Genomic DNA, 23,734 nt, shown 5'->3' on the forward strand with positions numbered 1-23,734 from the left:
CTGACCTCTCATACCATCAAGAGGTATCACGCCTGACATGACCGCAACTGACCCCCGCCCCTCCCACCTCTTCTACGTCACCCGCCTGCGCCGGCCTCTCGTCGACCGGGCGGAAGGCATCTACCTCTGGACGCAGGACGGACGCCGCTTCATCGACGGCTCATCGGGTCCGGTCGCGGTCAATCTCGGCTACTCAAACCGGCATGTGCTGGATGCGATGAAGGCGCAGATGGAGAAGACGACCTTCGCCTACCGGCTGCATTTCGAGAACGACCCGGCCGAGGACCTCGCCCGCGACATCGCGGGACGGATGCCGAACGGACTCGACCGGATCTTCTTCGTCTCAGGCGGCTCGGAGGCGGTGGAATCCTGCGTCAAGCTTGCGCGGCAATGGGCCGTCGCGACCGGCCAGCCGGGCCGCTGGAAGGTGATCGGCCGTATGCCTTCCTACCACGGCGGGACGCTGGGCGCGCTGACCGTGACACATGACGGCCAGCTCACCGGCCCATTCGAGGCGCAGATGAAGGCGATGCCGTCGATCCCGGCGCCGACGGCCTATCGCGACCGGGACAACCTCACCATGGAACAGCGCGGGCTGAAATATGCCGACATGCTGGAGGAGAAGATCCTGGCCGAAGGGCCGGAAACGGTCGTCGCCTTCATCATGGAGCCGATCGGCGGGGCGGCCACCAATGCGCTCGTCGCGCCCGACAGTTATTATCCGCGCATCCGTGAGATCTGCGACCGGTACGGCATCCTGCTCATCCACGACGAGGTGATGAGCGGCGTGGCGCGCACTGGAAAGTTCCTCGGCGGCGATCACTGGGAGGGCAAGCCGGACATCGTGTCGCTGTCGAAGGGCATCGGCTCCGGCTATATGCCGCTGGGCGCCATGTGCGCGCCGATGCGCATCGTCAAGCCGGTGCTCGACATGGGCGGCTTCGCGCACGGCCACACCTATGCCGGCAACCCGCTCGCCTGCGCGGCCGGGCTGACGGTGCTGCAGGAGGTCGACCGGCTGAAGCTCGCCGACAATGCGGCGGCGCGTGGCGCGGACCTGATCGCGGGGTTGCAGTCTCTCGCCGACCGCTTCCCCTTCATCGGCGACGTGCGCGGCAAGGGGCTGATGACGGCGATCGAGTTCGTTGCCGACAAGGAGACGATGCGGAACCTGCCGCTGGAGGTGAACATCGGCCAGCGGGTGCTGGATCTTGCCTATGAGCGCGGGCTGATCGTCTACTTCCGCCGGGTGAAAGGCGGTGTGCAGGGCGACTGCGTGATGGTGGCGCCGCCGCTGATCGTGACGCGGGAGGAGATCGGGGAGATCGTGTCGATCCTAGGAGATGCGATCGCCGCGGCGGCGCGGGAGTTCGGGCTGCCGGTGGCGAGTTGAGAGACGTTGTGATCCTTCGCGCCGCCCTCTGGCCTGCCGGCCATCTCCCCCTCAAGGGGGGAGATCAGCTATCGCATAGGGTTTCGCCAATCTTCATCGCCGCAGGAAAGGCGGTGTCATCGAAACTGCCGATCTCCCCCCTTGAGGGGGAGATGGCCGGCAGGTCAGAGGGGGGCGCGACAGAGCGCGGACGATCCGCATGACTCTCCTCATCCGCGACGCCACGCCCGCTGACGCCGAGGCGATCCACCGCGCCATCCTTGCGATGGGCGAAGTGCTCGGCACGGCGAAGAAGATCACCAGCACGCCGGAGATCTTTGCACGCGAGGGTCTCGCGCCCGGCCGGGCCTTCGAGGGACTGATCGCCGAGGTCGACGGCACCTTTGCCGGCATGTGCCTCTATCTCCCGGTGTTCTCGACCTGGCTCGGCAGGCCGGGCGTCTATGTGCAGGACCTGTTTGTCGACGAGCGATACCGAGGCATGAAGATCGGCGAGGCGCTGATCCGGCGCGTCGCCCGCATCGGCCGCGCGCGAGGTGCGAGCCATCTCAGGCTCGCGGTCGATTTCGACAACGAGAGAGCGCAACGCTTCTACGAACGCATCGGCGTGACGCGCTATGCCGACGACTACATCCACGCCGCCTATGGCGAGGCGTTCGAGAGACTGAGCGAAGAGGACGTGACATGAAGGCATTCTACGCCGCCGAGCAGAAGCGGCACGACCCGAAGGCATTCCGCACGTCGGGGGGCGTCGCCAGCAATCCGGAGACGCCGGAACGCGTCGAACGCCTGCTGGCGGGCGCGAAGGCGGCGGGATGCACGGTCGTACGGCCGAACAATCATGGCATGGGCCCGATCGCGGCCGTCCACACGCCGGAATATCTCGATTTCCTCGAACATATCCATCCGCGCTGGCGGCGGGTGGAGGGCGCGCCGGAAGAGGTGGTGCCGAGCATCCACCCGATCGCCCGCGACGGCACCTACCCCGCTTCGGCGATCGGCCAGGCAGGCTATCACATGGCCGACACGTCCTGCCCCATCTCGGCCGAGACCTGGGAGAGCGCGCAGTGGAGCGCCTGGAGCGCGGTCGAGGCGGCCGACGCCGTGCGGGGCGGCGAACGCGTCGCCTATGCGCTCTGCCGTCCGCCGGGCCACCATGCCTTCGCCGATGTCGCCGGCGGCTTCTGCTTCATCAACAATTCGGCGGTGGTGGCGCAGCATCTGCGCCGGGATGCCGCCCGGGTGGCGATCCTCGACGTGGACCTTCACCACGGCAACGGCACGCAGGGCATCTTCTATGCCCGCGCCGACGTGCTGACGGTGTCGCTGCATGTCGATCCGGTGCGCTTCTATCCCTTCTTCTGGGGCCATGCCGACGAGCGCGGCAAGGATGCGGGGCTCGGCTACAACCTCAACCTGCCGCTTCCGCGTAAGACGGCCGACGCCGGCTTCCTCGAAGCACTCGACGCCGGCCTGAAGCGCATCCGCGCCTTCGCACCGGAGGCGCTGGTGGTGGCGCTCGGACTGGACGCGTTCGAAGGCGACCCGTTCGGTGGCCTGTCGGTCTCGACGCCCGGCTTTGCCCGCATCGCGGAGAAGATCGCCGGGCTCGGCCTGCCGACCGTGATCGTCCAGGAGGGTGGTTATCTCTGCGACGAGCTGGGCGACAACCTGACCTCGTTCCTGACGGGGTATGGTGGGAAGGGGTGAGGGCCTTCGAGGTTCGCGGCTCGGTTGCCTGGCCGCACACTGTCCGCCGTCATACCGCGCCGGGGGCGACCCGGTATCCATTCTTCTTCGCGATCGAGTTCGCCTTCGAGCCATAGTTGCGACCGCCAATCGGTCCCGGCTGACCTCCGGTCACCGGGATGACGTCGCGCCGAAATCTCCCGCAAAGAGCCAGTCAGGCGGCAGCAGGAACTTCCGCGCGCATCCAGGCCTCCAGCGCCGCCTTCTGCGCGGCGTCCAGATGCAGGCCCCGTTTGGTGCGGCGCCACAGCACGTCCTCGGCCGTTACCGCCCATTCGTTGGCGATGAGGTAGCGCACCTCGGCTTCGGTGAGATCGGCGCCGAAATTCTGGCCGAGATCGGCGATAGAGAGGGCATCGCCCAGCAGCGCGCTTGCCCGCGTGCCGTAAAGCCGCGTCAGCCGCCGCGCGAGGCGGGCGTCGAGGAACGGATAGTCGCGCCTGAGCGCCGAGACCTGCGCGTCGAAGCCGGTCGCCGGGAAATCGCCGCCGGGCAGCGGCGCGGCGGCGGTCCATGGCTTGCCCTTCTTCCCGAGGAAATGCTCCACCTTCTCCAGCATGGACTCGGCGAGCCGGCGGTAGGTCGTGATCTTGCCGCCGAAAGCGTTGATGAGCGGCGGCTCGCCGTGGCCGCCCTCGGCCTTGAGCACATAGTCGCGCGTCGCCTCCTGCGCCTTGGATGCGCCGTCGTCATAGAGCGGGCGCACGGCCGAATAGGTCCAGACGATATCGTCGCGCCGCACCGGCTCGGCGAAATACTCGCTGGCCGCGGCGCAAAGGTAGTCGATCTCCTTGTCGGTGATCGCCACCTTGGCGAGATCGCCCTGATAGTCCTGATCGGTGGTGCCGATGAGGGTGAAGTCTTCCTCGTAGGGAATTGAAAAGATGATACGTCCGTCGCGGTTCTGGAAGAAATAGGCGCGCGGATCGGAGAACTTCTTCCGGACGACGATGTGGCTGCCCTGGACGAGGCGAACGTTGTGGACATCGTTCTGGCCGACGGACCCGGCAAGCACCTTGTCGACCCACGGGCCGGCGGCGTTGACCAGGAGCTTCGCATGGACTTCCTCGATCGCGCCCGAGCGCGTGTCCTCGACCGTGATGCGCCACAGGCCGCCGTCGCGCCGCGCGCTGGTGACCTTGGCGCGGGTGCGGATCGTCGCGCCGCGATCGGCTGCATCGCGGGCGTTGAGCACGACGAGGCGGGCGTCGTTGACCCAGCCGTCGGAATATTCGAACGCCTTGGTGAACAGCGGCTTCAACGGCTTGCCGGCGGCGTCGGTGCGCATGTCGAGCGTGCGAGTGGCAGGGAGCAGCTTGCGCCCGCCGATATGGTCGTAGAGGAACAGGCCGAGCCGGATCATCCAGGCGGGGCGAATGCCCTTGGCGTAGGGCAGCACGAAGCGCATCGGCCAGATGATGTGCGGCGCCATCTGCCACAGCACCTCGCGCTCCATCAGCGCCTCGCGCACGAGACGGAATTCGTAGAATTCGAGATAGCGCAGGCCGCCGTGGATCAGTTTGGTGGAGCCCGACGAGGTGCCGCTGGCGAGGTCGTTCATCTCGGCGAGATAGACCGAATAGCCGCGCCCGACCGCGTCGCGCGCGATGCCGCAACCGTTGATGCCGCCGCCGATGACGAAGATGTCGTGGATCACGCCGCTCATGGGTTCCTCCAGCGCTTTCGCGGGAAGCCGTTCTTGCGGGTTTCGAAAGCTGTTCGGATTATTTCGAACCACAAACGAATGTCAAACGAAATGCCGCATTCATGGGCGCGTGACATTGTCTCACGCCGCGAGACCGCCGCAGGGCATGTGAAAGATGCAGAGGTTCGCTATGCGACCGAAATCGTTTCCAGCGCCGCGCGCAAGGCGGGATTGAGCGGTTTCGGTCGACGGGTCTGGCGGTCGACATAGACGTGGACGAAGAAGCCTTCTGCCGCCGCGACGTCCTCCTCGTTGCGGAACAGGCCGACCTCGTAGCGCACCGAGGACGAGCCGATCTGCGCGACGCGTATGCCGGCGGTCACGACATCAGGGAAGGCGAGCTCGCCAAAATACCGGCAGCCGGTCTCGACCACGAGACCGATCTGGTCGCCGCCATGGATGTCGAGCACCTTGTTCTCGATCAGCCAGCCGTTCACCGCCGCGTCGAACAGCGCGTAGTGGACCACGTTGTTCATGTGGCCGTAGATGTCGTTGTCCATCCAGCGCGTGGTGAGCGTGCGGAAGGCGCGGTAGGCGCTGCGCTCGGAGGGAACGGGCCGCGCCATCACCAGGCCGCCCGGTAGATCGTCAGCGCGTCGGCCTCCTGCACCTCGCGCGGATTGTTGACCAGCAGGCGCTGCTGTTTCATCGCGTCGGAGGCCATCTTGGGCAGATGTTCCTCGCCGATGCCGACCTCGCGCAGCTTCGTCTGCATGCCGAGCTTCTTCGACAGGCCGGCGAGTTCCTCGATGAAGGCGGCGCAGCGCCCTTGCGTCCCCTCCTCCTTCGCAAGGTGCGGGAAGGCGTCGGCTGCGATCTCGGCATAGAGATGCGCGGCATCCGGCGCGTTGTAGCGCAGCACATGCGGCAGGACGAGCGCGTTGGAGAGACCGTGCGGAACGTGGAACGTGCCGCCGATCGGATAGGCGAGCGCGTGCACGGCCGCGACCGGCGAATTGGCGAAGGCCTGGCCGGCGAGCATCGAGCCGAGCAGCATCGCGCCACGCGCGGCGACGTCCTTGCCGTTAAAGACGGCGGTCTCGATATTGGCGCCGAGGAGTTGCAGCGCCTGCTTCGCCAGCATCCTCGACAGCGGATTGTTGTTTGCGTTCTTCGACGCATAGGACTCGATCGCATGCACCATCGCGTCCACGCCGGTGGCGGCGGTAATGGCGGCCGGCAGGCCGAGCGTGAGTTCAGCGTCGAGGATCGCGACATCGGGCAGGATGACCGGCGACGACACGCCGCGTTTTTCCTCCTCGCCGACGGTGATGATGGAGACGGGAGTGACCTCCGATCCGGTTCCGGCCGTGGTCGGCACCAGCGCCAGCGGCAGGCGCGGCCCCTTGGCCTGGGCGACACCCCAGGCGCCATCGAGATCCTCGCCAGAGCCGAGGAGCAGCGCGACGAGCTTCGCCACGTCGAGCGACGAGCCGCCGCCGAAGCCGGCGACGCCTGTCACCCCGGCCGCCCTGCCCGCTTCCACCGCCTTCATCAGCGTCGCGCGCGACGGGTCGGCTTCCACCTGGTCGAATACGGTGACGGTGGCGCCCGTCGCCTCCAGCGAAGCAATCGCCGGGTCGGCAAGGCCGAGCCTGCGCAGGCCGGGATCGGTTACCACCAGCACCTTCGGCCCGAGCCTCTTGCCCGCGATCTCGCCGAAGCGACGCGAGGAACCGGCCTCGAAGACGATCGACGGCGTTGTGTTGAAGACGAAGGGGGTCATGCTGCTTCCTCCAAGGTCCGCGCTGGCGGCGGCCGCGCATGGCTGGCATAGGAGGGGCCAGGTTTTCAAGCCCGTCCCGATCGGATAGAAGGGGCCAGGGGACGGCCCCTTGCAAAATTCACATGGATGGGACGACCCATCCGGCAAGGAGTTTCCCATGCACTGGACCTATCTGTTCTTCGCCGGCCTGTTCGAGATCGGCTGGGCGATCGGCCTCAAATACACCGACGGATTCACCCGCCCGCTGCCGACCGTGCTGACCGTCGCCTCGATGGTGGTCAGCCTCGGCCTGCTCGGCCTTGCGCTGAAATCGCTGCCCGTCGGCACCGCCTATGCGGTCTGGACCGGCATCGGCACGATCGGCACCGCCATCCTCGGCATCGCGCTGTTCGCCGAACCCGCGACCTTCGCCCGCCTCGCCTGCATCGGCCTGATCGCTGCGGGAATTATCGGGTTGAAAACGGTCGCCTAAGATTGACTCAAAGACTTTTTGGAGTCCGTCGCTTGACGTGAGTCGTCAGTCATGAAATCTCTGCAAATCAGCGAGGCACTGCTGCTTCGCTGACCAGTAGGCGAGACGCGGGCGTCTGTCCGCATAGCCGCAAATAGCGTGTGTTCAACGAGTTGGGCAACGCGCCGGGCGACCGGCGCGAATGGGAAGTCGTGCGCGGCGGGGCACGGCATCCATCTCCTTCAGGCCGGAAGAGCCGGAGGGGAACGGGATTGGTACGCGCCGGGAACGGCCGGGGGAATGACGATAGCAATTCGGGATGGCGCGATCCGCCATCCGCAAGGAGCGAATCCGGAGCAGCCGCGCAACTGGTCGATGCCTTCTCTCGACCATCTGAGCGGCCCCCTCACGCGAGGCTCGCTGTCGCGCTCGCTGCGCGAATTGTGCGCAGCCGTCGGGGCAGAACAGTTCTGCCTCGCCGACATGTCGCGCAGCCATGCCGAGGAGCCGCCGCGCGTCCTGTCCTCGAACTGGTCCTATGACGCGGTCGAGATCATCGGCACCGCTTCGATCGAGCTTCTGCACCAGAGCCCGTTCGCCGCCTCGCCCGGCGAGACGCCGCATGCTTTCGAGACTGCCTTTCCGGAGCGGACGCCGCGTGTCGTCGACGAGACGGTGGCGTTGCGCCTGATCGAATTCGGCCATGCCGAACTGTTCCTGCTCAGGCTGCGCGCCGGCCTGCGCCGCGGCATATGCCTGTTTTCGGCCTCCGTGCAGGGCAGGATACGGCGCGAGGCGCTGCCGAAGGCGCATCTGCTCGCGAACTACCTGATGTCGCGCTATTGCGAGGCGGTGGGAGACGCGGCGAGCGACCCACTGTCCGAGCGCGAGCGAGAATGCCTGTTCTGGGTCTCCGAGGGCAAGACAACGGACGAGATCGCGCTGATCCTCGGCGTGTCGGGCAACACGGTCAACAAGTACATCGTCAGCTCGATCCAGAAGCTCTCGGCCGGCAACCGGACGATGGCGGTCGCGGTCGCGATCCGCAACGGGGTCATCTGATGAGCGTCGAGCCGATCGACCTCGCAAGGCCGGCAATCGGCGCGGACGAGCCGCGCCCGCTGGCCGAGATCTCCCGCCTGGCGCGAATGGCGTCGAGCGGCGTCATCCCGGAGGCGATCCGCCGCTGCCGCCGGCTGTCGTCCAGCTTCGGCGCCTCCGGCTTCGCGCTCTGTTTCGCCGGACGCGGCGTCGGCAAGGCGAGGCTCACGCCATGCTTCGACGAAGCCTTCCCGGGCCGCTCGCCGGTCACTTCAGCGCTGATCGCCGAGGGCGCCGACGCGCTCAGCCGGCACGCGGGCGCCTCCTGCGTGCCGGGCTTCTGGACGATGCCCGGCGCGGCCGCGGCCTCCGGCGATCCGCTTTGTGTCCGGCTTCCCGCCATTTTGAGCGACAGGGCCGGCCTTGTCCTGCCGGTGTCCGCGGACTCGGTCTATTCCGGCATCTTCGTCTTTACCGGTCCCGAGCTGCGCTTCGACCGGGACGAGCTGCTCGACCTGCACAGGCAGTGCTTCGAGATGTTCCTCCGGATCGCCCAGCTCAAGTCGAGCAGCACATCAAGCGCGTCCTCGATCTCCAAGCGCGAGCTCGAATGCCTGCGCCTCACGGCCGCGGGGCGCACCAGCGAGGACATCGCCCGCATCCTCGGCCTCTCGGTCCACACCGCGAACCAGTACCTGACGACGGCTGCTTCGAAGCTCGACGCGGTGAACCGCACCCATGCCGTTACCAAGGCGATCAGGCTCGGCCTGATCGAATAGGCGCGTCAGGCGACGCGCCGCTCCTGTTCGGGGGCGACCGTCTTGCGGATTCGGGCCCGTTCAAGCCCGTCCTCAAGCCTGCGGGTGTTCACACCGGGATCGGGATCGGGCATATCGAAGGAGACGTAGTTGACCTCGATGCCCGCATATTCATCGGTGAGGGTCAGCGAGAAATAGACCGTCGCACCGCTGGGCCGCAGTTCGAGGTCGAGCACGATCTTCGGCGGCGACGACCACGCGACCTGCGCTTCGCCGCCGTGGCCGAGCTTCAATGTGCCCGGCATGAAATACAGTTCCGCGGCCGACTCCACGAGGTCGGAGATGTTGCCGAAGCGCTCCATCCGGATGAAGGCGATGTAGTCGACGACGTCGACCATGCGCAGCTCGCTCACTACCTCCTGGATCGCGTTGGCGACCAGGGCTTCCCGCGAGGTCGTATGAGGCTGTCGGATCATGCTGGCCTTGGGCTGGGCGATTTCTTCGCGCCGTTCGCGTAAATGATACGGATCAGTTCGGCCACAGCCTGGTAGAACTGGGGCGGTATCACACTATCGACCGAAACTTGACTGTACATGGAGCGGGCAAGCGCCACCTCCTCGAACACCGGAATGTTGTGCTCCTTGGCGATCTCGCGGATCTTGAGAGCGACGAGGTCCTGGCCCTTCGCCACCACCACGGGCGCATTGTCCCTGCCCCGCTCGTAGCGCAGCGCGATCGAGAAGTGCGTCGGGTTGGCGATGACGAGCGTCGCCTGCGGCACGGCCGCGATCATGCGATTGCGCGCCCTGTCGCGCTGCAGCGAGCGCATGCGCGCCTTGACGATCGGATCGCCTTCCTGCTGCTTCAGCTCGTCCTTCACTTCCTGCCGGGTCATGCGCAGGTTCGTCCGCCACTGGAAGCGCGACCAGATCAGGTCGGCGGCGGCGATCAGCGCCATGATGAGCGTGATCGTGGTGAGCATGTCGGTGGCGATGTCGAGCATCACCGGCAAGAAGGAGGTCGGGCTGGTTCCCATGCCGTCGAGAAGGCGCGCCGGCGCGTTGCGGAGCGCAAACACCACGAAGGCCCCTGCGAACACGACCTTTGCGACCGACTTGACGAATTCCGACAGGCCCTGCGCGCCGAACATGCGCTTCCAGCCCTCCATCGGCGAGATGCGGGAGAATTTCGGCGTGATGCGATCGACGGCGAACTGCGGCGGATGCTGGAGGAGAGCGCCCGCCAGGCCGAAGACCATCATCATCGCGAAGATGACGACCAGTGCGCGCGCGATCTCCATGAACACCATCTGCGACAGGCCGATCGCGTCGGCATTGTTGTCGAGCAGCCAGTCGTTCGGCCTTTCGAGGAAGGTCGCCAGGAACTCGCCGAGCCGTATGGCGGTGCTGTAGGCGAAGAAGAAGACGAAGAGCAGGATGGCGACGAAGGAGGCGAAGAGCGGCGTCTCCTTCGAAAAGGGCGTCTGGCCCTTCTCGACGCTGTCACGGATCTTCTTCTCCGTGGCTTCTTCTGTTTTGCTTTCCTTGTCGTCCGTATCCGCCACGCGAGCGAACTCCGATCAGGTTGACCGCCCCGGCAGGGGCACGCTCGCGGCGCGGCTCAGGCCGCTTCCTGCGTCTGAGGAAGCTGCAGGGCGCCCTCGCCGGCCAGGCGGATCGCGGTGGAGGCGATCTGCTTGCGGGCCTTGTTGATGTCGTTGGCGGATACGTTGCCCGGATCAGCCTTCAGTTCGGCCTCGATCATGCGCCGCGCACGCGCGCCTTGGGCGGAGAGGATCGCTTCCGTCAGTTCCGCGCCCGCATTGCGCAGGGCGAGCGTGACGATGTCGGCCGCGATGCCGTCGAACAAAGTGACCCTCGCCTTCTGGTCGAGGAAGACGATGTCCTCGAAGGCGAAGAGCTGTGCGCGGATGGCGTCGAGATTGACCGCGCCGGCCGAGGCGAGATCATCCATCACTTCGTCGAGCTGCGACTTGTCGAGTTCGTTGAGGACGCTCGCTACCCGCATCTGGGCGCCTGAGGCCGCCTTGCCGGAATCGTCTTCGATCAGGGCGGCGCGGACATGCGCCTCCATCATCGCCACCGCGGTCGGCGAGGCCGGGTTGAGCGCCAGCATCCGCTTGACGATCTCGCCGCGCACCGCCTTGTCCAGCACGATCATCACCTGCGCGGCGAAGGACGGCGCGAGTTTGGAGAGTGCGAAGGCGGCCGCCTGCGGATGCTCGTTGGTCAGGAACGCGCCGACGCGCGCGGGCTCGATCTGCTCGAGCTGCGGCCAGATGGGCTTCGGCTCGTCCGTCGCCGTCTCGATGGGCCCGTCGTTCATCAGCGCCGTCATTTCCTCGGGCGTCAGCGTTTCGCTGAAGATCGTGCCCATCGTGTCGGCGGAATCCAGCAGGCCCGCACCCTCGGCGAACTCGGCCTCGAACTCGGCGACGATCCGCTCCAGCTCCGCCTGCGGAATGGTGCGCAATTCGCGTGCGCCGTCCATCAGCGCCCTCAGTTCGTCCTGCTTGAAGAACTTGAGCAGGCGGCCGGCAGCCGGCTTGCCCAGCGCCACGAGGATCGCAGCGGCCTTCTGGGTGCGGGTGAGACTGGGGAGGTCGGACGTCGCGGTCATTCTTCGGTCTTAGGACTTGGCCGCCGCGATGATCTCGGTCAGCTTGACGCCGAAGCGCGACGGATCGCTCTCCAGCACCGTTATCTCGCCGCGGGCGATCTTGCGCCCGTTGACCACCACATCGACCGGCTCGCCGATGCGGCGGTTGAGCGCGACGGTGGAGCCTTTCTGCAGCGCCAGGAGATCAGACACCGGCATCTCGGCGCCGCCGAGCACGATCTGGACCTCCACGGGGATGTTCATGATGATGTTCGGGTTCGAGGCGGGAGCCGCGCCCGGGGTCGCCGCAGCCGTAGCAGCGGGGCGCGGGGCCGCCGGTTGCGCGGGCGCTGCCGGCTCTTCCTTCAGCACGCCGCGAAGCTCCTCGATCGCCCTGGTCAGATCGTCTTCGCCTTCCGTCAGCGTCTTGGCCGTTGCTTCTTTCATTATCCGTCTCCGTAGCCTCGCCCTGCTCTCAGTGCGGAACGAGGTTGTTCATCAGATCCGCTTCCGGATCGAAAGGCTGCTTGACCCGGACGGTGTAATGTCCGCCGAGCCTGCCGAATTCGCAGATGAAGAGCGTCTTGTCCTTCGAGGACAGCCGCGTCTCGCCCGGCGCCTCGGCCGGCATCTCCAGCACCTGTCCCTCGAACAGCGACGCCACCTGGCCGAGCGTCAGCGTGCCCATCGACACGGTCGCCTCGACCGCCACCTTCGAGCGCATGACCTCGCCGCCGAGGCGCGCCTGCCATTCGCCGGAGCCCGCCTGCCCGGCATCGTCGACGCCGCGCGTGGACAGGACGATCCGCTGCGGCATGGTCACGCAGAACAGGCCCGAGCCGCCTTCGTTGAAGATACGGAAGATCAGCCGCGCCGAGGGTCCGTCGCGGTGCACCTGCTTGCGCCGGTCTTCGCCGGCGATCGGACGCGGCAGCGGGAAGCGCACATTGAGCGCTCGCGCGCCCGAACCGTTGAGCGCCTCGGCGATGCCCTGGAAGACCATCCCGCCGATGTCGAGTTCTATCGCCGACAGGGGCCGCTCGATCGGAGCGAGGGACGCATCGGACGCAGCGCCGAAGAGGAGCCCGGTGAACAGCGACACGGCCGCGGCGTCCATCGACAGGATCAGCGCGTCGGGCGAGTTCGTCGAGGGCGCGACCGTGAGCGGCTCGTTGTCGCTCTCTGTCAGGAAGACCTGGGAGATGCGGCCGAGCTCGACGCTTTCGAGCTCGATCTGGAGCAGCGAGGGGACCAGTTGCGACAGCGCCTTCGCGATCGGCGGCAGCGCGCGTTCGCCGAGCGCCCGCGCAGCGGCGGTCACCTTGTCCGGTTCCGCCGTGTCGCCGATCAACCGCTCGACGAGCAGGTTGCGCAGGGCGGCGGGAGATCCGGGGGTGACGCCGAGCGAATTCATCGGATCATGCCGCCTTCTTCTCGGCGCCGCCGTTCAGCGTGCTCTGCTCGACGGCGTCGATCGACGGCCGGTCGTAAGAGGAGATGGTCTTGCGACCGAACTCGATGGCGACCTGCGGCAGCGAGCCGTTCATGTAGGCGATCAGCGTCTGCTTCACGATCGTATAGAGGCGCAGGTTCTTTTCGCGCACCGTCTTGATCTTGGTCGCGATCGGGCCGGCGACGCAATAGGACATGAAGATGCCGAGGAAAGTGCCGACGAGGGCGGCGCCGATCAGGCCGCCGAGGATTTCCGGCGACTGGTCGAGCGCACCCATCGCCTTCACCACGCCCAGCACCGCCGCGCAGATGCCGATGGCCGGAAAGCCGTCGCTCATCTGGTTGAGCGCCTGGTAGGCCTTCAGCCGGTCGTGCTTGATGGTCTGGATCTCCTCGTCCATCAGCGCCTCGATCTCATGGCTCTTTGCGTTGCCGATGATGATGAGGCGGCAGTAGTCGCAGATGAAATACAACAGGCTCTTGTTCTTCAGGATCGTCGGATAGGCCTGGAACAGGGCAGATTCTTCCGGATTGTCGATATGCGCCTCGACCTCGTTGCGCGACTTGGTCCTGAGCTCGCGCATCAGGCTGTGCAGGACGCCGAGCACTTCGAGATATTCGGTTTCCTTGGGAACGGCCTGCTTGAATGCTTCGAGGACGCCCTTGCCGGTGTCCTTCACCGTCTTCATCGGATTGGCGACGAGGAACGTGCCGAAGGCCGCTCCGCAGATGATCACCACTTCCCATGGCTGGATGAGCACTTCGATGTGGCCGCCCATGGCCATGAAGCCGCCAAGCACGCAACCGAGCGTCACGACCAGTCCGATGATGATTCCCACGGCGACCTGCCTTCGCTGTTTCAGCAGACGATGCGTACCCCCCCTGCCTTGCGTGGGGCTTGAATCGACGGCGGAGCCGGACAGCGGCGATTCAGCTTCACGCAAGGAAGTTGCGCTATTCCTTGACGCTGGCGAGCCACGCGAAGGATCGGACGCTTGATCAACACCTATGTGAGCTATCAGCTGATCGCGAAGGATATCGGCAAGTCGCTGGACCGCGTCCAGAACCAGCCGGTCGTCGAGCGCGAGACCGAGTATTATCTCGAAAACATCACGAAGGTTAAGTCGATCAAGGAGTTCGTCGCCGACGACCGGCTCTTCCGCTACGCCATGAAAGCGCATGGGCTGGAGGACATGGCCTATGCCAAGGCCTTCATGGTGAAGGCGCTGGAAGGCGGCGTCGAGGACAAGGACTCCTTCGCAAACAAGCTCAGCGACAAGCGCTACAAGGAATTCGTCAACACGTTCAACTTCGAGGCCTATGGCGACACCGCGACGCTGTTCACCAAGGCCCAGCAGGGAACGGTCGACAAATATCTGCGCCAGACGCTGGAGGAGAACGCCGGCGACCAGAACGAGGGCGTCCGCCTGGCGCTCTATTTCGAGCGCAAGGCTTCGTCCATCACCAATGCCTACGAGATCCTGGCCGATCCCGCGCTGAAACAGGTCGCCTTCACGGCGCTTGGCCTGCCCGATTCTTTCGGCAATGCCGACATCGACAAGCAGGCGAAGCTGATCGAGGAGCGGATCGACCTCGAGGATTTCAAGGATCCTGAACTGCTTAGCAAGTTCATCAACCGCTTCACCACGCTCTGGGAAATCAACAATCCGACGGTGTCCGCGGCGTCCCTCGTTACGACGCTGTTCACCCAGCCCGAATACGGCATCTCGACGAATCTGCTGCTGACCATGCAGTCGATGAAAGCCTACTGAGATGCAGGATTCGCTCTACGTCGCCCTGTCGTCGCAGATCGCGCTCGAAAGGCGTCTCAACACGATCGCCGACAACGTCGCCAATGCGGGCACGGTCGGCTTCCGGGCGACGCAGATCAAGTTCGAGGACGTGCTGACCGGCTCCGGCGCCAACGAGACAGCCTTCGTCTCCACCGGCGGCACCTTCCTGTCGCAGGCCAAGGGCGCGTTCCGCGCCACGGAGAACCCGTTCGACCTCGCGGTGCGCGGCGACGCATGGTTCGCGCTCGCCACGCCCGCCGGCCAGGTGATGACGCGCGACGGCCGCTTCTCCATGCTCCAGACCGGCCAGATCGTCTCGGTCGAGGGCTATCCGGTGCTGGACGCCGCCGGAACGCCGCTGCAGCTCGATCCCGCCTCTGGGGCGCCAGTGGTCAGCGCCGACGGCTTTATCCGGCAGAACGGCCAGCAGGTCGGCGCCTTCGGCCTGTTCAGCTTCGACCCAGGCGAGAACTTCACCCGCTACGGCAATTCCGGCGTTATCGCCAACGGCACGCAGCAGCCGGTTGTCGACCGCGCCGACACCGGCGTGCTTCAGGGCTATGTCGAGGATTCCAATGTCAATCCCGTCATGGAGATGACACGGCTGATCATGGTGCAGCGCGCCTTCGAGAGCGCGGGCTCCGCGATCAAGCAGACCGAGCAGACCTTCACCGACGCCGTCAAGACGCTTGGCAGCCGCTGAGGCCTGAACGGTGACCTCGGACTCCTCCGCCACTTCCGGACAGAACCGGCTCGCCGCGCTGGAAAGCGCCATGGCGCGCTTCACGGCTCCAGACGCGCTCATGCGCACGGGCGGACGCGTGGTCGAGGTCTCGGCGACGCATTACCGGGTGCGCGGCCTGTCGCGGAAGGCCTGTATCGGCGACGTGGTCGAGCATGAGGGGCCAAAGGGGCGGCGCGCCGGCGAGATCGTGCGCGTCACGCCGGACGACGTGCTGGTCTCGCCCTTCGAGACGACAGCGGACCTCGCCATCGACACCCCGGTGTTCAACAGCGGCCCGCTTGCAGTGCGGCCCGATCACACCTGGCGCGGCCGCGTCGTCAACGCGCTCGGCCATCCGATCGACGGCGGCCCGCCCGTCGGCCACGGCGAGCAGGCGGGCGGACATGCGGTGAGCGCGATGAGCCGCCAGCGTGTCGAAGCCGCCTTCAAGACGGGCGTGCGGGTGATCGACATCTTCACCCCGCTCTGCTTCGGCCAGCGCATGGGCGTTTTCGCCGGCTCCGGTGTCGGCAAGTCGACGCTGCTCGCCATGCTGGCAGCGGCCGATTCCTTCGACACGGCGGTCATCTCGCTGGTGGGCGAGCGCGGCCGCGAGGTGCGCGAATTCCTCGAAGATACGGTCGGGCCGAAGAACATGGCCAAGACCGTGGCGGTGGTCTCGACCAGCGACGAGAGCGCGATGATGCGCCGCCGCGCGCCGGCGACCGCGATGAGCGTGGCAGAATATTTCCGCGACCGCGGCGACCGGGTGCTGCTGATCGTCGATTCCGTCACCCGCTTCGCCCATGCGCTGCGCGAAGTCGCGACCGCCGCTGGCGAACCGCCGATCGCGCGCGGCTATCCGGCCTCGGTGTTCACCGAACTGCCGAAGCTGCTCGAACGCGCCGGACCCGGCACCGCGGGAGAGACGGGCTCGATCACGGCGATCATCTCGGTGCTGGTGGACGGCGACGACCACAACGACCCGATCGCCGACAGCGTGCGCGGCATTCTCGACGGCCACGTCGTGCTCGACCGCTCGATCGCCGAGCAGGGCCGGTTCCCGGCGGTCAATCCCCTCGCCTCGATCTCGCGCCTGTCGGGACGCGCCTGGAGCGGCGACGAGAAGACGCTGGTCGCTCGCCTCAAGGCGATGATCTCGCGCTTCGAGGAGACGCGCGACATCCGCCTGCTCGGCGCCTATGCGCCCGGCTCCGATCCCGAACTCGACCTCGCAGTCCGGCAGGTCCCCTTGATCTACGAAGCGCTCGGCCAGTCGCCCGGCGACCCGCGCACCAAGGATCCGTTCGCGGACCTCGCACGTCACCTCAAGGCAAGGGAGGCGCAGAATGGCCAGCAAGCTGCCTGAGTGGAAGGACATCCCCATCGTGGCCCCGGTCGGCGAGCCGAAAAAGGGCTGGTGGAAACGCGACAGGTCGAAACGGCAGAAAACGCCCAAGGCACCGGAGCCCCGCAAGGGCGCGGCGCCGGCGAAGGCCGCCGGCTGGCGCACGCGGCTCGGCCTGTCCAGCAGCTATTCGCGCGACGACATCCTCCTGTTCGCATCGGGCACCGTGCTGGCAGGCTTCTGCGCCTTCTTCCCCTGGTACGTGTTCCTGAACCAGGACCAGTTCGGCATCCGCGCGGTGAAGCTGGAGAACATTCCTTCGAGCGGTCCCTCGCCCCGCAGCGGGATCGCTGCCAACCGCATCGCTTCGGAGACGGCGACGAAGGACAACCGGGAGACCGACCTCGACACCTTCACGACGGGCACCACGCCCGCCGAGGAAGAGGAAAAGGACCTTCCGCGGATCGCCGACCAGCCCTTCCCGGTCGCCACGCCCGAATTCGAGCTCGTCCATGTCGCCAACGGGCGCGCAATGATCCAGGACGACCAGGGCCTTTACGTCGTGCAGCGCGGCTCGCTCCTGCCCGACAACAGCCGCGTGGCCAAGATCGAGAAGCGCGACGGCCACTGGGTGCTGGTGACGACGGCCGACCGCGTGCTCGAAATCACCAACTAGCCCCGCCGCACCTCCCCTCCCCCGCAAGGTCCGCGCAAGTCACGGTGCCTATCGTCGTTTCACTCGCCAGAGAAACGTCGCAAGGAACCGTTGATGGTTCAGTCAGTGCAACTGTTCCAGCTCGCCTCCTTCCAGGCGGACTGGCTGTCGGCCCGCCAGGCGGCGCTGACCAGCAACATCGCCAATGCCAACACGCCGGGATACCGCGCCGTCGACGTCACCTCCTTCGAGAAGGTGCTGAAGAACTCGACTTCCGCCGTCTCGGTCACCAGCCCGGGCCATATCCCGATCGGCGGCTCCGACGCCACGTTCGGCACGCAGGCGCGCGCCCAGACGTCGAGACTCCCCTCCGGCAACACGGTGCAGGTCGAGGACGAACTGATCAAGTCGAACGAAGTCCGCCAGGCGTTCGAACTGAACACCGCGATCGTCAAGTCCTTCCACCGCATGTTCATGATGACGGCGAAGTGAGGGACAGATGGATCCGCTGACAACCTCGCTCCGCGTCGCTGCCTCCGGGCTCACCGCCCAGTCGGAGCGGCTCCGCGTCGTGGCCGAGAACATGGCGAACGCGCAGTCGACCGCCAACAGCGCGCAGGAAGCCCCCTATACGCGCAAGACCATCTCCTTCGGCTCGCTCGTCGACCGGCAGAGCGGCGTCTCCTTCGTCAGCGTGGCATCGCGCTCGACCGATCCGGCCGAGTTCCCGACCGAATATATGCCCGGGCACCAGGCGGCCGACGAGAACGGCTACGTCAAGATGCCGAACGTCAACATGCTGGTCGAGATGGCCGACATGCGCGAGGCGAACCGGTCCTACGAGGCGAACCTCCAGACCATCAAGCAGGCGCGCGAGCTCATCTCGATGACCATCGACCTGTTGAGGAGCCAGTCATGATCGGCGGCATTTCCCCCGTAGGCAGCATCGGCGCCCGCAGTCTCCTCGAGAACCTGTCCGGCGCGGGCGAAACGGCAACGGGGGCGGACTTCGGCGCTTCGCTCGCAAAAGCGCTCTCCAACGCGGCGAGCAACACCGTGACCACCCTCCAGAGCGCGGACCAGGTGTCGATGAAGGCGCTGCAGGGCGGCGACGTGACCGCCCGCGAGGTGGTGGATTCGGTCATGAGCGCCGAGCGCTCGCTCCAGGCGGCGATCGCCATCCGCGACAAGATTGTCACCGCCTATCTCGAAGTCAGCCGCATGGCGATCTGAGGACATAGTATCATGAGAGCACTCGCCATCGCCGCGACGGGCATGAACGCCCAGCAGACCAATCTCGAGGTCATCGCGAACAACATCGCCAACATCAACACGACCGGCTTCAAGCGCGCCCGCGCCGAATTCTCGGACCTGCTCTACCAGGTCGAGCGATTGGCCGGCGTGCCCAACCAGGCGAACGCCTCCGTCGTGCCGGAAGGCGCGCATATCGGCCTGGGCGTGAAGACCTCGGCGGTGCGCAACCTGCACGTCCAGGGTTCGCTCACCAGCACCGGCAACAAATACGACCTCGCGCTGGTCGGCGCCGGCATGTTCCAGATCGAGGGCCCGAACGGCGAGACCTTCTACACCCGCGCCGGCGCCTTCAACACCAATGCCACGGGGCAGCTCGTCACCATCGACGGCAATGCGGTGATGCCCGCGATCACCGTGCCGACCGACGCGACCGAGGTCATCGTCAACAAGTCGGGACAGGTCTTCGCCCGGATCGACGGCCAGACCGCGCTGCAGGAGCTCGGCCAGCTCACGCTTGCGACCTTCGCCAACGAAGCGGGGCTCACGCCGCTGGGCGACAACCTGTTCGCCGAGACCGAAGCCTCCGGTCCGGCGGTCGTCGGCGTGGCCGGCGATCCGGGTTTCGGCACGATCGAGCAGGGCTATCTGGAGAACTCCAACGTCGACCCGGTCAAGGAGATCACCGACATGATCTCGGCCCAGCGCGCCTACGAGATGAACTCCAAGGTCATCAAGGCCGCCGAGGAGATGGCCGCGACCATCTCGCAGCGGTGATGAGTGCGATGCGGCGGCTGGCGACATTCCTCGCAGGTGCCATGGCGGCCACGCTGTGGCTGTCGGCAGCACCTGCCGCGGAAATGGCGGTCGTCGTCACGCGCATTGTCTATCCGGGCGAGACCGTGACCGCCGACACGCTGGACCAGGTGGCGCTGCGGCCCAGTGCGCGCACCACCGCGCCCTTCGTGCAGGACCTCGACCAGGCCGACGGCAAGGTGGCGAAACGCACCCTCCTGCCGGGCAAGCTCATCCCGGTCAGCTCGCTGCGCGATCCCTATATCGTCGAGGCGGGAGAGCCGGTGACGGTCGTCTTCAAGCAGGGCGGCCTGACGATCCAGGCGACCGCGGTCCCGCTCCAGCCCGGCAGCCTCGGCGACGTGCTGCGGCTTCGCAACGCCGACAGCGGCAAGATCTTCACCGGCATCGTGATGGCCGACGGCACGGTCAGGGTCGGCGGATGAAACGCGTCCTCCTCGCTCTCCTGTTCGCCGCCCAGCTCGCGGCGCCGGCCGCTTCGGCCGACCTGGCGGAGCCGATCGTGATCGGGCCCGGCACCGGCGCACCGGCGGTCTATGGCGGCGGCGGATACATCCACGACACGCCGGCGGCGAAGACCGTGCGCTTCTCCGCCAATGGCGGACCTTCCTCGCTGCCTTCGTTGGGGGCGCCGTCGCGCATCAAGGACATCGCGACGCTGCAGAGCTCGCGCGACAACCAGCTGATCGGCTACGGCCTGGTCATCGGCCTCCAGGGTTCCGGCGACAATCTGCGCAGCGCGCCCTTCACCGACCAGTCGATCCGCGCCATGCTGCAGAACCTCGGCATCTCGCTGCAGGGCGGCCAGGCGCGCGCCAAGAATGTCGCGGCCGTCATCGTCACGGCGAACATGCCCGCCTTCGTCCAGTCGGGCGCCCGCATCGACGTCACCGTTTCCTCGCTCGGCGACGCGACCTCGCTCACCGGCGGCACGCTGGTGATGACGCCGCTGCGCGCGCCGGACGGCGAGATCTACGCCGTCGCGCAGGGACCGGTGATCGTCTCCGGCTTCGCCGCGCAGGGCCAGGCCGAGACCGTCTCCAAGGGCGTGCCGACCTCCGGCCGCGTGCCCGGCGGCGCGATCGTGGAGCGCGAGGTGCCGTCGCAGTTCCGAGAGGACGCGGTGCTGACGCTGCAACTGCGCAATCCTGACTTCTCGACCGCGATCCGCATCACCGACGCGATCAACGAATACGGCATGAACCGCTTCGGCAAGCGCGTCGCCAGCGAGCAGGATGCCCGCACCGTCATGATCAAGCGGCCGGACAACATCTCCTCCGCCCGCTTCGTCGCCGAACTGGAGAACATCCTCGTCGCGACGGATTCGCCGGCCAAGGTGGTCATCGACGAGCGGACCGGCACGATCGTGATCGGCCAGGCGGTGAAGATCTCCAAGGTCGCGATCAGCTACGGCGCGCTCACCGTGCGCATCACCGAGATGCCGACGGTCGTTCAGCCGGAGCCGTTCTCGAACGGCGAGACGGCGGTGGAGCCGTCGACGACGATCGATGCCACCCAGGAGGGCGGCGATGTCGCCACGCTCGACGGGCCGGACCTGGAGACGCTGGTCGCGGGCCTCAACCGCATCGGCGTCAAACCCGACGGCATCATCGCCATTCTCCAGGGCATCAAGTCGGCCGGCGCGCTCCAGGCCGACCTGGTGCTGCAATAAGGATGCAGGGATGAACGCGCGAACGATCGAAATCAGGGTTCCGAGGCTGGCAGCGTCCGTGCTCGCCTGCGCGGCGATCGCGGTGGCGGTCTCGGGCGTGCCCGGCGCGACGCAGGACCAGACGACGCAGACCTTCAACTCGGCTGAGGAGATCGAGAAGTTCTGCGGCAACATCGCCGACGCCGCGCGCGACCGCCGCTATGCCATCCAGACCCGCGAGCTGGAGGCGCTGAAGGCCGACATCGACCAGCGCGTGAAGCAGCTGGAGGAAAAGCGCGCCGAATACGAGAAATGGATGAAGCTGCGCCAGGAGTTCATGGACCAAGCGACCGAGAACGTCGTCTCGATCTATGCCCGCATGCGCCCGGACGCCGCCGCCGAACGGCTGGCCGAGATGGACCCCAGGCTCGCCGCGGCCATCATGCTCAAGCTGCAGGTCAAGCAGTCGGGCCAGATCATGAACGAGATGGAACGCGCCACGGCCGCGAAGCTGACCAGCATCATGTCGAGCGCGGCGCGAAAGGAAGACCCGACATGAAGCATATCCTCCTGACGGGCGCGCTTGCTTTCGGACTGGCCGGCTGCGGCGCCAACCTGGCCGAGGTGGGCAAGCCCCCGGTCATGTCGGCAGTGGGCACCGGGCTCGATGCCAATCCGCGCTCGAACTACTATTATCCCAAGGCGCCCGCGAAGCCGGTGGCGCGCAACTCGCTGTGGGACGACCGCCAGAGCAACCTGTTCACCGACGCGCGCGCGCTGTCGGTGGGCGACGTGCTGACCGTCTACATCTCGATCAACGACAAGGCCAAGTTCTCCAACGAGTCCGAGCGCAAGCGCTCCGCCTCGCGCAACTTCGGCATCTCGGGCGACTACAACATCAATGGCGCCGGACAGGCGGCGGATGCCGGCTTCGACATCGGCTCCACCTCGTCCAGCACCGGAAACGGCCAGACGGCGCGATCCGAGGCGCTGAGCCTGTCGGTCGCCGCCGTCGTCACCGACGTGCTGCCGAATGGCAACCTGATCGTCAGCGGCACCCAGGAGGTGCGCGTCAATGCCGAGCTGCGCGTGCTGACAATCGCCGGCATCGTCAGGCCCGCCGACATCGGTGCGAACAACACGATTTCCTACGAGCGGATCGCGGAGGCGCGCATCTCGTATGGCGGCCGCGGCCGTCTGACCGAAGTGCAGCAGCCGCCCTACGGGCACCAGATCCTCGATCAGGTCATGCCTTTCTAGGAAGAGATCATGGCCAAGGCCGCCGCACTCCCCGCACCACAGGAAGGCGCCCCGTCCAAGGGGCCCTCGCTGGTCGTCCAGCTGGCGGTGCTGCTCGTGCTGACGCTGGTCGCGGCCGGCGCGGGCTATTTTTCCGGCGGGATGCTGAAGGGCGAGACGGCGCCGGAAGAGAGCGCCGCGGCATCCGAGGACGGCCATGGGGCCAAGAAGGAAGCCGATCATGGCGCCGCAGCACCCGAGGACCTGGCCGCGGCGGACCTGAAGCGCGGCATCTACAATCTGCCGGCGATCACCACCAACCTTGCCGCGCCAACCGACACCTGGATACGGGTGGAGCTGGCAGGCGTCTTCGAGGGCGAGCCGGATCCGACCGTCGCCGATGCCGTGCACCAGGACATCCTCGCCTATCTGCGCACCGTGAAACTGCACCAGGTCGAGGGAGCCAGCGGCTTCCTTCACCTCAAGGACGACATGGACGAGCGCGCCCGCATCCGCAGCGAAGGGAAGATGTCGTCGGTTCTCATCAGGACCATCGTCTTCGAATGAAACGAGCCGCCGTCACCCTCGCCGCCCTTGCGATGCTCACCGCCGGAGCCGCCGCGCAGACGATCGACCTCGGCCAGATCACGCGCGGCGCGGACGGTCAGACCGTCGGCACGATCATCCAGCTCTTCGGCCTGCTGACCGTCCTTTCGGTCGCGCCGGGCATCCTGATCATGGTGACGAGCTTCACGCGCTTCGTCATCGCCTTCTCGATCCTGCGCACCGGCATCGGCCTGCAGACGACGCCGGCCAACTTCATCCTGATCAGCCTGGCGCTGTTCATGACCTTCTACGTCATGGCACCAACCTTCGATCGTGCGTGGCAGGACGGCGTCAGGCCGCTGATGAACAACGAGATCAACGAGCAGCAAGCCTTCGAGCGCATCGCCGAGCCCTTCCGGGCCTTCATGCTCGACAATGTCCGTGAGAAGGATTTCGACCTCTTCGCCGACCTCGCCCGGGAGCGCGGCCAGAACGTGGTCGAGGGCCAGGCGGTGGACCTGCGAATCCTCGTCCCCGCCTTCATGATCTCGGAGATCCGCCGCGGCTTCGAGATCGGCTTCCTGATCGTGCTGCCCTTCCTGGTGATCGACCTGATCGTCGCCACCATCACCATGTCGATGGGCATGATGATGCTGCCGCCGACCGTGATCTCGCTGCCGTTCAAGATCCTGTTCTTCGTGCTGATCGACGGCTGGAATCTGCTCGTCGGCAGCCTCGTTCGATCGTTTTCCTAATTATTAACCATGCTCCTTACCGGTTTGGTAGAGGAGCGGGCGCTATGACGGTCCCACGCATG

At 66.4% G+C, this 23,734-nt stretch carries 29 protein-coding genes; 20 read left to right on the forward strand and 9 right to left on the reverse strand.

Translation table 11 applies throughout. The features are described from left to right. Positions 1-37 precede the first annotated feature (37 nt). The 3 genes from B9Z03_RS22405 to B9Z03_RS22420 all read left to right on the forward strand — a co-directional run bounded on the left by B9Z03_RS22405 (position 38) and on the right by B9Z03_RS22420 (position 3,103). Positions 38-1,393: an aminotransferase family protein gene (locus tag B9Z03_RS22405; RefSeq protein WP_085466242.1), complete on the forward strand. Its 1,356-nt coding sequence runs from the start codon at positions 38-40 to the stop codon at positions 1,391-1,393. A gap of 199 nt (positions 1,394-1,592) precedes the next feature. Next, a complete protein-coding gene (locus tag B9Z03_RS22415) occupies positions 1,593-2,081 on the forward strand; it encodes a GNAT family N-acetyltransferase (RefSeq protein WP_085466244.1) in 489 nt (162 codons plus the stop codon). After that, positions 2,078-3,103 (forward strand): histone deacetylase family protein, encoded by a 1,026-nt coding sequence (locus tag B9Z03_RS22420; RefSeq protein WP_085466245.1) that lies wholly within the window; start codon positions 2,078-2,080, stop codon positions 3,101-3,103. Before B9Z03_RS22415 ends, B9Z03_RS22420 begins: the two co-directional genes overlap by 4 nt. Positions 3,104-3,296: 193 nt before the next feature. Here B9Z03_RS22420 and glpD read toward each other — a convergent pair whose 3' ends face one another. From glpD to B9Z03_RS22435, 3 genes are all read right to left on the reverse strand, one after another. Further along, positions 3,297-4,808: a glycerol-3-phosphate dehydrogenase gene (gene glpD, locus B9Z03_RS22425; RefSeq protein ID WP_085466246.1), complete on the reverse strand. Its 1,512-nt coding sequence runs from the start codon at positions 4,806-4,808 to the stop codon at positions 3,297-3,299. 167 nt (positions 4,809-4,975) lie between these two features. Then, entirely contained in the window at positions 4,976-5,413 is a 438-nt protein-coding gene (locus B9Z03_RS22430; protein ID WP_139832365.1) for an acyl-CoA thioesterase, read from the reverse strand. Further along, positions 5,413-6,573 carry an iron-containing alcohol dehydrogenase gene (locus B9Z03_RS22435; protein WP_085466247.1) on the reverse strand — a complete coding sequence of 387 codons (1,161 nt, stop codon included), beginning with the start codon at positions 6,571-6,573 and terminating at the stop codon, positions 5,413-5,415. Before B9Z03_RS22435 ends, B9Z03_RS22430 begins: the two co-directional genes overlap by 1 nt. A gap of 157 nt (positions 6,574-6,730) precedes the next feature. On the opposite strand from B9Z03_RS22435, the gene sugE reads away from it, so the two are divergent. The 3 genes from sugE (at position 6,731) to B9Z03_RS22450 (ending at position 8,844) form a co-directional block, all read left to right on the forward strand. Then, complete coding sequence (gene sugE / locus B9Z03_RS22440) at positions 6,731-7,045, forward strand: quaternary ammonium compound efflux SMR transporter SugE (protein ID WP_085466248.1); 315 nt, start codon at positions 6,731-6,733, stop codon at positions 7,043-7,045. Positions 7,046-7,324: 279 nt separating this feature from the next. Next, positions 7,325-8,086 (forward strand): helix-turn-helix transcriptional regulator, encoded by a 762-nt coding sequence (locus B9Z03_RS22445; protein WP_139832366.1) that lies wholly within the window; start codon positions 7,325-7,327, stop codon positions 8,084-8,086. Then, complete coding sequence (locus B9Z03_RS22450; RefSeq protein ID WP_085466249.1) at positions 8,086-8,844, forward strand: helix-turn-helix transcriptional regulator; 759 nt, start codon at positions 8,086-8,088, stop codon at positions 8,842-8,844. The genes B9Z03_RS22445 and B9Z03_RS22450 overlap by 1 nt, the downstream gene beginning before the upstream one ends. A 5-nt stretch (positions 8,845-8,849) precedes the next feature. On the opposite strand, the gene B9Z03_RS22455 is transcribed toward B9Z03_RS22450, so the two are convergent. Genes B9Z03_RS22455 through motA form a run of 6 tightly spaced genes read right to left on the reverse strand, consistent with a single transcriptional unit; the run spans position 8,850 to position 13,733 of the window. Further along, positions 8,850-9,299 (reverse strand): hypothetical protein, encoded by a 450-nt coding sequence (locus tag B9Z03_RS22455; protein ID WP_085466250.1) that lies wholly within the window; start codon positions 9,297-9,299, stop codon positions 8,850-8,852. Next, positions 9,296-10,387, reverse strand: coding sequence for a flagellar biosynthesis protein FlhB (gene flhB / locus B9Z03_RS22460; RefSeq protein ID WP_085466251.1), 1,092 nt, complete (start codon positions 10,385-10,387; stop codon positions 9,296-9,298). Before flhB ends, B9Z03_RS22455 begins: the two co-directional genes overlap by 4 nt. 56 nt (positions 10,388-10,443) lie before the next feature. Continuing rightward, complete coding sequence (locus tag B9Z03_RS22465) at positions 10,444-11,463, reverse strand: flagellar motor switch protein FliG (RefSeq protein ID WP_085466252.1); 1,020 nt, start codon at positions 11,461-11,463, stop codon at positions 10,444-10,446. A 9-nt stretch (positions 11,464-11,472) separates the two neighbouring features. Next, positions 11,473-11,892, reverse strand: a complete 420-nt coding sequence (gene fliN, locus B9Z03_RS22470) for a flagellar motor switch protein FliN (RefSeq protein WP_432417044.1) — start codon at positions 11,890-11,892, stop codon at positions 11,473-11,475. 25 nt (positions 11,893-11,917) lie between these two features. Beyond that, positions 11,918-12,856: a FliM/FliN family flagellar motor switch protein gene (locus tag B9Z03_RS22475; RefSeq protein ID WP_085466254.1), complete on the reverse strand. Its 939-nt coding sequence runs from the start codon at positions 12,854-12,856 to the stop codon at positions 11,918-11,920. 4 nt (positions 12,857-12,860) lie between these two features. Then, positions 12,861-13,733: a flagellar motor stator protein MotA gene (motA, locus tag B9Z03_RS22480; RefSeq protein WP_085466255.1), complete on the reverse strand. Its 873-nt coding sequence runs from the start codon at positions 13,731-13,733 to the stop codon at positions 12,861-12,863. Between the two features lie 156 nt (positions 13,734-13,889). Here motA and B9Z03_RS22485 point away from each other — a divergent pair, with 156 nt between their 5' ends. The 14 genes from B9Z03_RS22485 to fliP all read left to right on the forward strand — a co-directional run bounded on the left by B9Z03_RS22485 (position 13,890) and on the right by fliP (position 23,672). Beyond that, on the forward strand, positions 13,890-14,666 hold the full coding sequence (locus B9Z03_RS22485; RefSeq protein WP_085466256.1) for a DUF1217 domain-containing protein: 777 nt from the start codon (positions 13,890-13,892) through the stop codon (positions 14,664-14,666). 1 nt (position 14,667) lies between these two features. Beyond that, positions 14,668-15,390 (forward strand): flagellar basal-body rod protein FlgF, encoded by a 723-nt coding sequence (flgF, locus tag B9Z03_RS22490; protein ID WP_085466257.1) that lies wholly within the window; start codon positions 14,668-14,670, stop codon positions 15,388-15,390. A gap of 70 nt (positions 15,391-15,460) precedes the next feature. Continuing rightward, a complete protein-coding gene (gene fliI / locus B9Z03_RS22495) occupies positions 15,461-16,780 on the forward strand; it encodes a flagellar protein export ATPase FliI (protein ID WP_085466258.1) in 1,320 nt (439 codons plus the stop codon). Next, positions 16,761-17,435, forward strand: a complete 675-nt coding sequence (locus B9Z03_RS22500; protein WP_085466259.1) for a hypothetical protein — start codon at positions 16,761-16,763, stop codon at positions 17,433-17,435. The genes fliI and B9Z03_RS22500 overlap by 20 nt, the downstream gene beginning before the upstream one ends. Before the next feature lie 93 nt (positions 17,436-17,528). After that, positions 17,529-17,906: a flagellar basal body protein gene (locus B9Z03_RS22505; RefSeq protein WP_085466260.1), complete on the forward strand. Its 378-nt coding sequence runs from the start codon at positions 17,529-17,531 to the stop codon at positions 17,904-17,906. A gap of 7 nt (positions 17,907-17,913) precedes the next feature. After that, positions 17,914-18,333, forward strand: coding sequence for a flagellar basal body rod protein FlgC (flgC, locus tag B9Z03_RS22510; protein ID WP_085466261.1), 420 nt, complete (start codon positions 17,914-17,916; stop codon positions 18,331-18,333). Then, on the forward strand, positions 18,330-18,647 hold the full coding sequence (locus tag B9Z03_RS22515; protein WP_085466262.1) for a flagellar hook-basal body complex protein FliE: 318 nt from the start codon (positions 18,330-18,332) through the stop codon (positions 18,645-18,647). The genes flgC and B9Z03_RS22515 overlap by 4 nt, the downstream gene beginning before the upstream one ends. A gap of 12 nt (positions 18,648-18,659) precedes the next feature. Continuing rightward, positions 18,660-19,442, forward strand: a complete 783-nt coding sequence (gene flgG, locus B9Z03_RS22520; RefSeq protein ID WP_085466263.1) for a flagellar basal-body rod protein FlgG — start codon at positions 18,660-18,662, stop codon at positions 19,440-19,442. Beyond that, complete coding sequence (gene flgA, locus B9Z03_RS22525) at positions 19,442-19,906, forward strand: flagellar basal body P-ring formation chaperone FlgA (protein ID WP_244561816.1); 465 nt, start codon at positions 19,442-19,444, stop codon at positions 19,904-19,906. The genes flgG and flgA overlap by 1 nt, the downstream gene beginning before the upstream one ends. Beyond that, on the forward strand, positions 19,903-21,153 hold the full coding sequence (locus B9Z03_RS22530; protein ID WP_085466264.1) for a flagellar basal body P-ring protein FlgI: 1,251 nt from the start codon (positions 19,903-19,905) through the stop codon (positions 21,151-21,153). Before flgA ends, B9Z03_RS22530 begins: the two co-directional genes overlap by 4 nt. Before the next feature lie 10 nt (positions 21,154-21,163). Next, positions 21,164-21,691 carry a MotE family protein gene (locus tag B9Z03_RS22535; protein ID WP_085466265.1) on the forward strand — a complete coding sequence of 176 codons (528 nt, stop codon included), beginning with the start codon at positions 21,164-21,166 and terminating at the stop codon, positions 21,689-21,691. After that, on the forward strand, positions 21,688-22,392 hold the full coding sequence (gene flgH / locus B9Z03_RS22540; protein ID WP_085466266.1) for a flagellar basal body L-ring protein FlgH: 705 nt from the start codon (positions 21,688-21,690) through the stop codon (positions 22,390-22,392). The genes B9Z03_RS22535 and flgH overlap by 4 nt, the downstream gene beginning before the upstream one ends. Positions 22,393-22,401: 9 nt before the next feature. Further along, on the forward strand, positions 22,402-22,938 hold the full coding sequence (locus B9Z03_RS22545; RefSeq protein WP_085466267.1) for a flagellar basal body-associated FliL family protein: 537 nt from the start codon (positions 22,402-22,404) through the stop codon (positions 22,936-22,938). Continuing rightward, positions 22,935-23,672: a flagellar type III secretion system pore protein FliP gene (gene fliP, locus B9Z03_RS22550; RefSeq protein ID WP_085466268.1), complete on the forward strand. Its 738-nt coding sequence runs from the start codon at positions 22,935-22,937 to the stop codon at positions 23,670-23,672. The genes B9Z03_RS22545 and fliP overlap by 4 nt, the downstream gene beginning before the upstream one ends. Positions 23,673-23,734 lie beyond the last annotated feature (62 nt).

This window comes from Mesorhizobium australicum (genome assembly GCF_900177325.1).
Classification (GTDB): domain Bacteria; phylum Pseudomonadota; class Alphaproteobacteria; order Rhizobiales; family Rhizobiaceae; genus Mesorhizobium_A; species Mesorhizobium_A australicum_A.

Excerpts from the sequence above, each read along its gene's own strand:
- B9Z03_RS22465 (WP_085466252.1), bottom strand. The coding sequence starts at position 11,463 with ATGACCGCGACGTCCGACCTCCCCAGTCTCACCCGCACCCAGAAGGCC.
- B9Z03_RS22530 (WP_085466264.1), top strand. The coding sequence starts at position 19,903 with ATGAAACGCGTCCTCCTCGCTCTCCTGTTCGCCGCCCAGCTCGCGGCG.
- B9Z03_RS22500 (WP_085466259.1), top strand. The coding sequence starts at position 16,761 with ATGGCCAGCAAGCTGCCTGAGTGGAAGGACATCCCCATCGTGGCCCCG.
- B9Z03_RS22535 (WP_085466265.1), top strand. The coding sequence starts at position 21,164 with ATGAACGCGCGAACGATCGAAATCAGGGTTCCGAGGCTGGCAGCGTCC.
- B9Z03_RS22455 (WP_085466250.1), bottom strand. The coding sequence starts at position 9,299 with ATGATCCGACAGCCTCATACGACCTCGCGGGAAGCCCTGGTCGCCAAC.
- fliI (WP_085466258.1), top strand. The coding sequence starts at position 15,461 with ATGGCGCGCTTCACGGCTCCAGACGCGCTCATGCGCACGGGCGGACGC.
- B9Z03_RS22475 (WP_085466254.1), bottom strand. The coding sequence starts at position 12,856 with ATGAATTCGCTCGGCGTCACCCCCGGATCTCCCGCCGCCCTGCGCAAC.
- flgG (WP_085466263.1), top strand. The coding sequence starts at position 18,660 with ATGAGAGCACTCGCCATCGCCGCGACGGGCATGAACGCCCAGCAGACC.
- B9Z03_RS22445 (WP_139832366.1), top strand. The coding sequence starts at position 7,325 with ATGACGATAGCAATTCGGGATGGCGCGATCCGCCATCCGCAAGGAGCG.
- flgH (WP_085466266.1), top strand. The coding sequence starts at position 21,688 with ATGAAGCATATCCTCCTGACGGGCGCGCTTGCTTTCGGACTGGCCGGC.
- B9Z03_RS22420 (WP_085466245.1), top strand. The coding sequence starts at position 2,078 with ATGAAGGCATTCTACGCCGCCGAGCAGAAGCGGCACGACCCGAAGGCA.
- B9Z03_RS22545 (WP_085466267.1), top strand. The coding sequence starts at position 22,402 with ATGGCCAAGGCCGCCGCACTCCCCGCACCACAGGAAGGCGCCCCGTCC.
- fliP (WP_085466268.1), top strand. The coding sequence starts at position 22,935 with ATGAAACGAGCCGCCGTCACCCTCGCCGCCCTTGCGATGCTCACCGCC.
- B9Z03_RS22435 (WP_085466247.1), bottom strand. The coding sequence starts at position 6,573 with ATGACCCCCTTCGTCTTCAACACAACGCCGTCGATCGTCTTCGAGGCC.
- flgF (WP_085466257.1), top strand. The coding sequence starts at position 14,668 with ATGCAGGATTCGCTCTACGTCGCCCTGTCGTCGCAGATCGCGCTCGAA.
- sugE (WP_085466248.1), top strand. The coding sequence starts at position 6,731 with ATGCACTGGACCTATCTGTTCTTCGCCGGCCTGTTCGAGATCGGCTGG.
- flgC (WP_085466261.1), top strand. The coding sequence starts at position 17,914 with ATGGATCCGCTGACAACCTCGCTCCGCGTCGCTGCCTCCGGGCTCACC.
- B9Z03_RS22515 (WP_085466262.1), top strand. The coding sequence starts at position 18,330 with ATGATCGGCGGCATTTCCCCCGTAGGCAGCATCGGCGCCCGCAGTCTC.
- flgA (WP_244561816.1), top strand. The coding sequence starts at position 19,442 with ATGAGTGCGATGCGGCGGCTGGCGACATTCCTCGCAGGTGCCATGGCG.
- B9Z03_RS22430 (WP_139832365.1), bottom strand. The coding sequence starts at position 5,413 with ATGGCGCGGCCCGTTCCCTCCGAGCGCAGCGCCTACCGCGCCTTCCGC.
- B9Z03_RS22505 (WP_085466260.1), top strand. The coding sequence starts at position 17,529 with ATGGTTCAGTCAGTGCAACTGTTCCAGCTCGCCTCCTTCCAGGCGGAC.
- B9Z03_RS22450 (WP_085466249.1), top strand. The coding sequence starts at position 8,086 with ATGAGCGTCGAGCCGATCGACCTCGCAAGGCCGGCAATCGGCGCGGAC.
- glpD (WP_085466246.1), bottom strand. The coding sequence starts at position 4,808 with ATGAGCGGCGTGATCCACGACATCTTCGTCATCGGCGGCGGCATCAAC.
- B9Z03_RS22405 (WP_085466242.1), top strand. The coding sequence starts at position 38 with ATGACCGCAACTGACCCCCGCCCCTCCCACCTCTTCTACGTCACCCGC.
- B9Z03_RS22415 (WP_085466244.1), top strand. The coding sequence starts at position 1,593 with ATGACTCTCCTCATCCGCGACGCCACGCCCGCTGACGCCGAGGCGATC.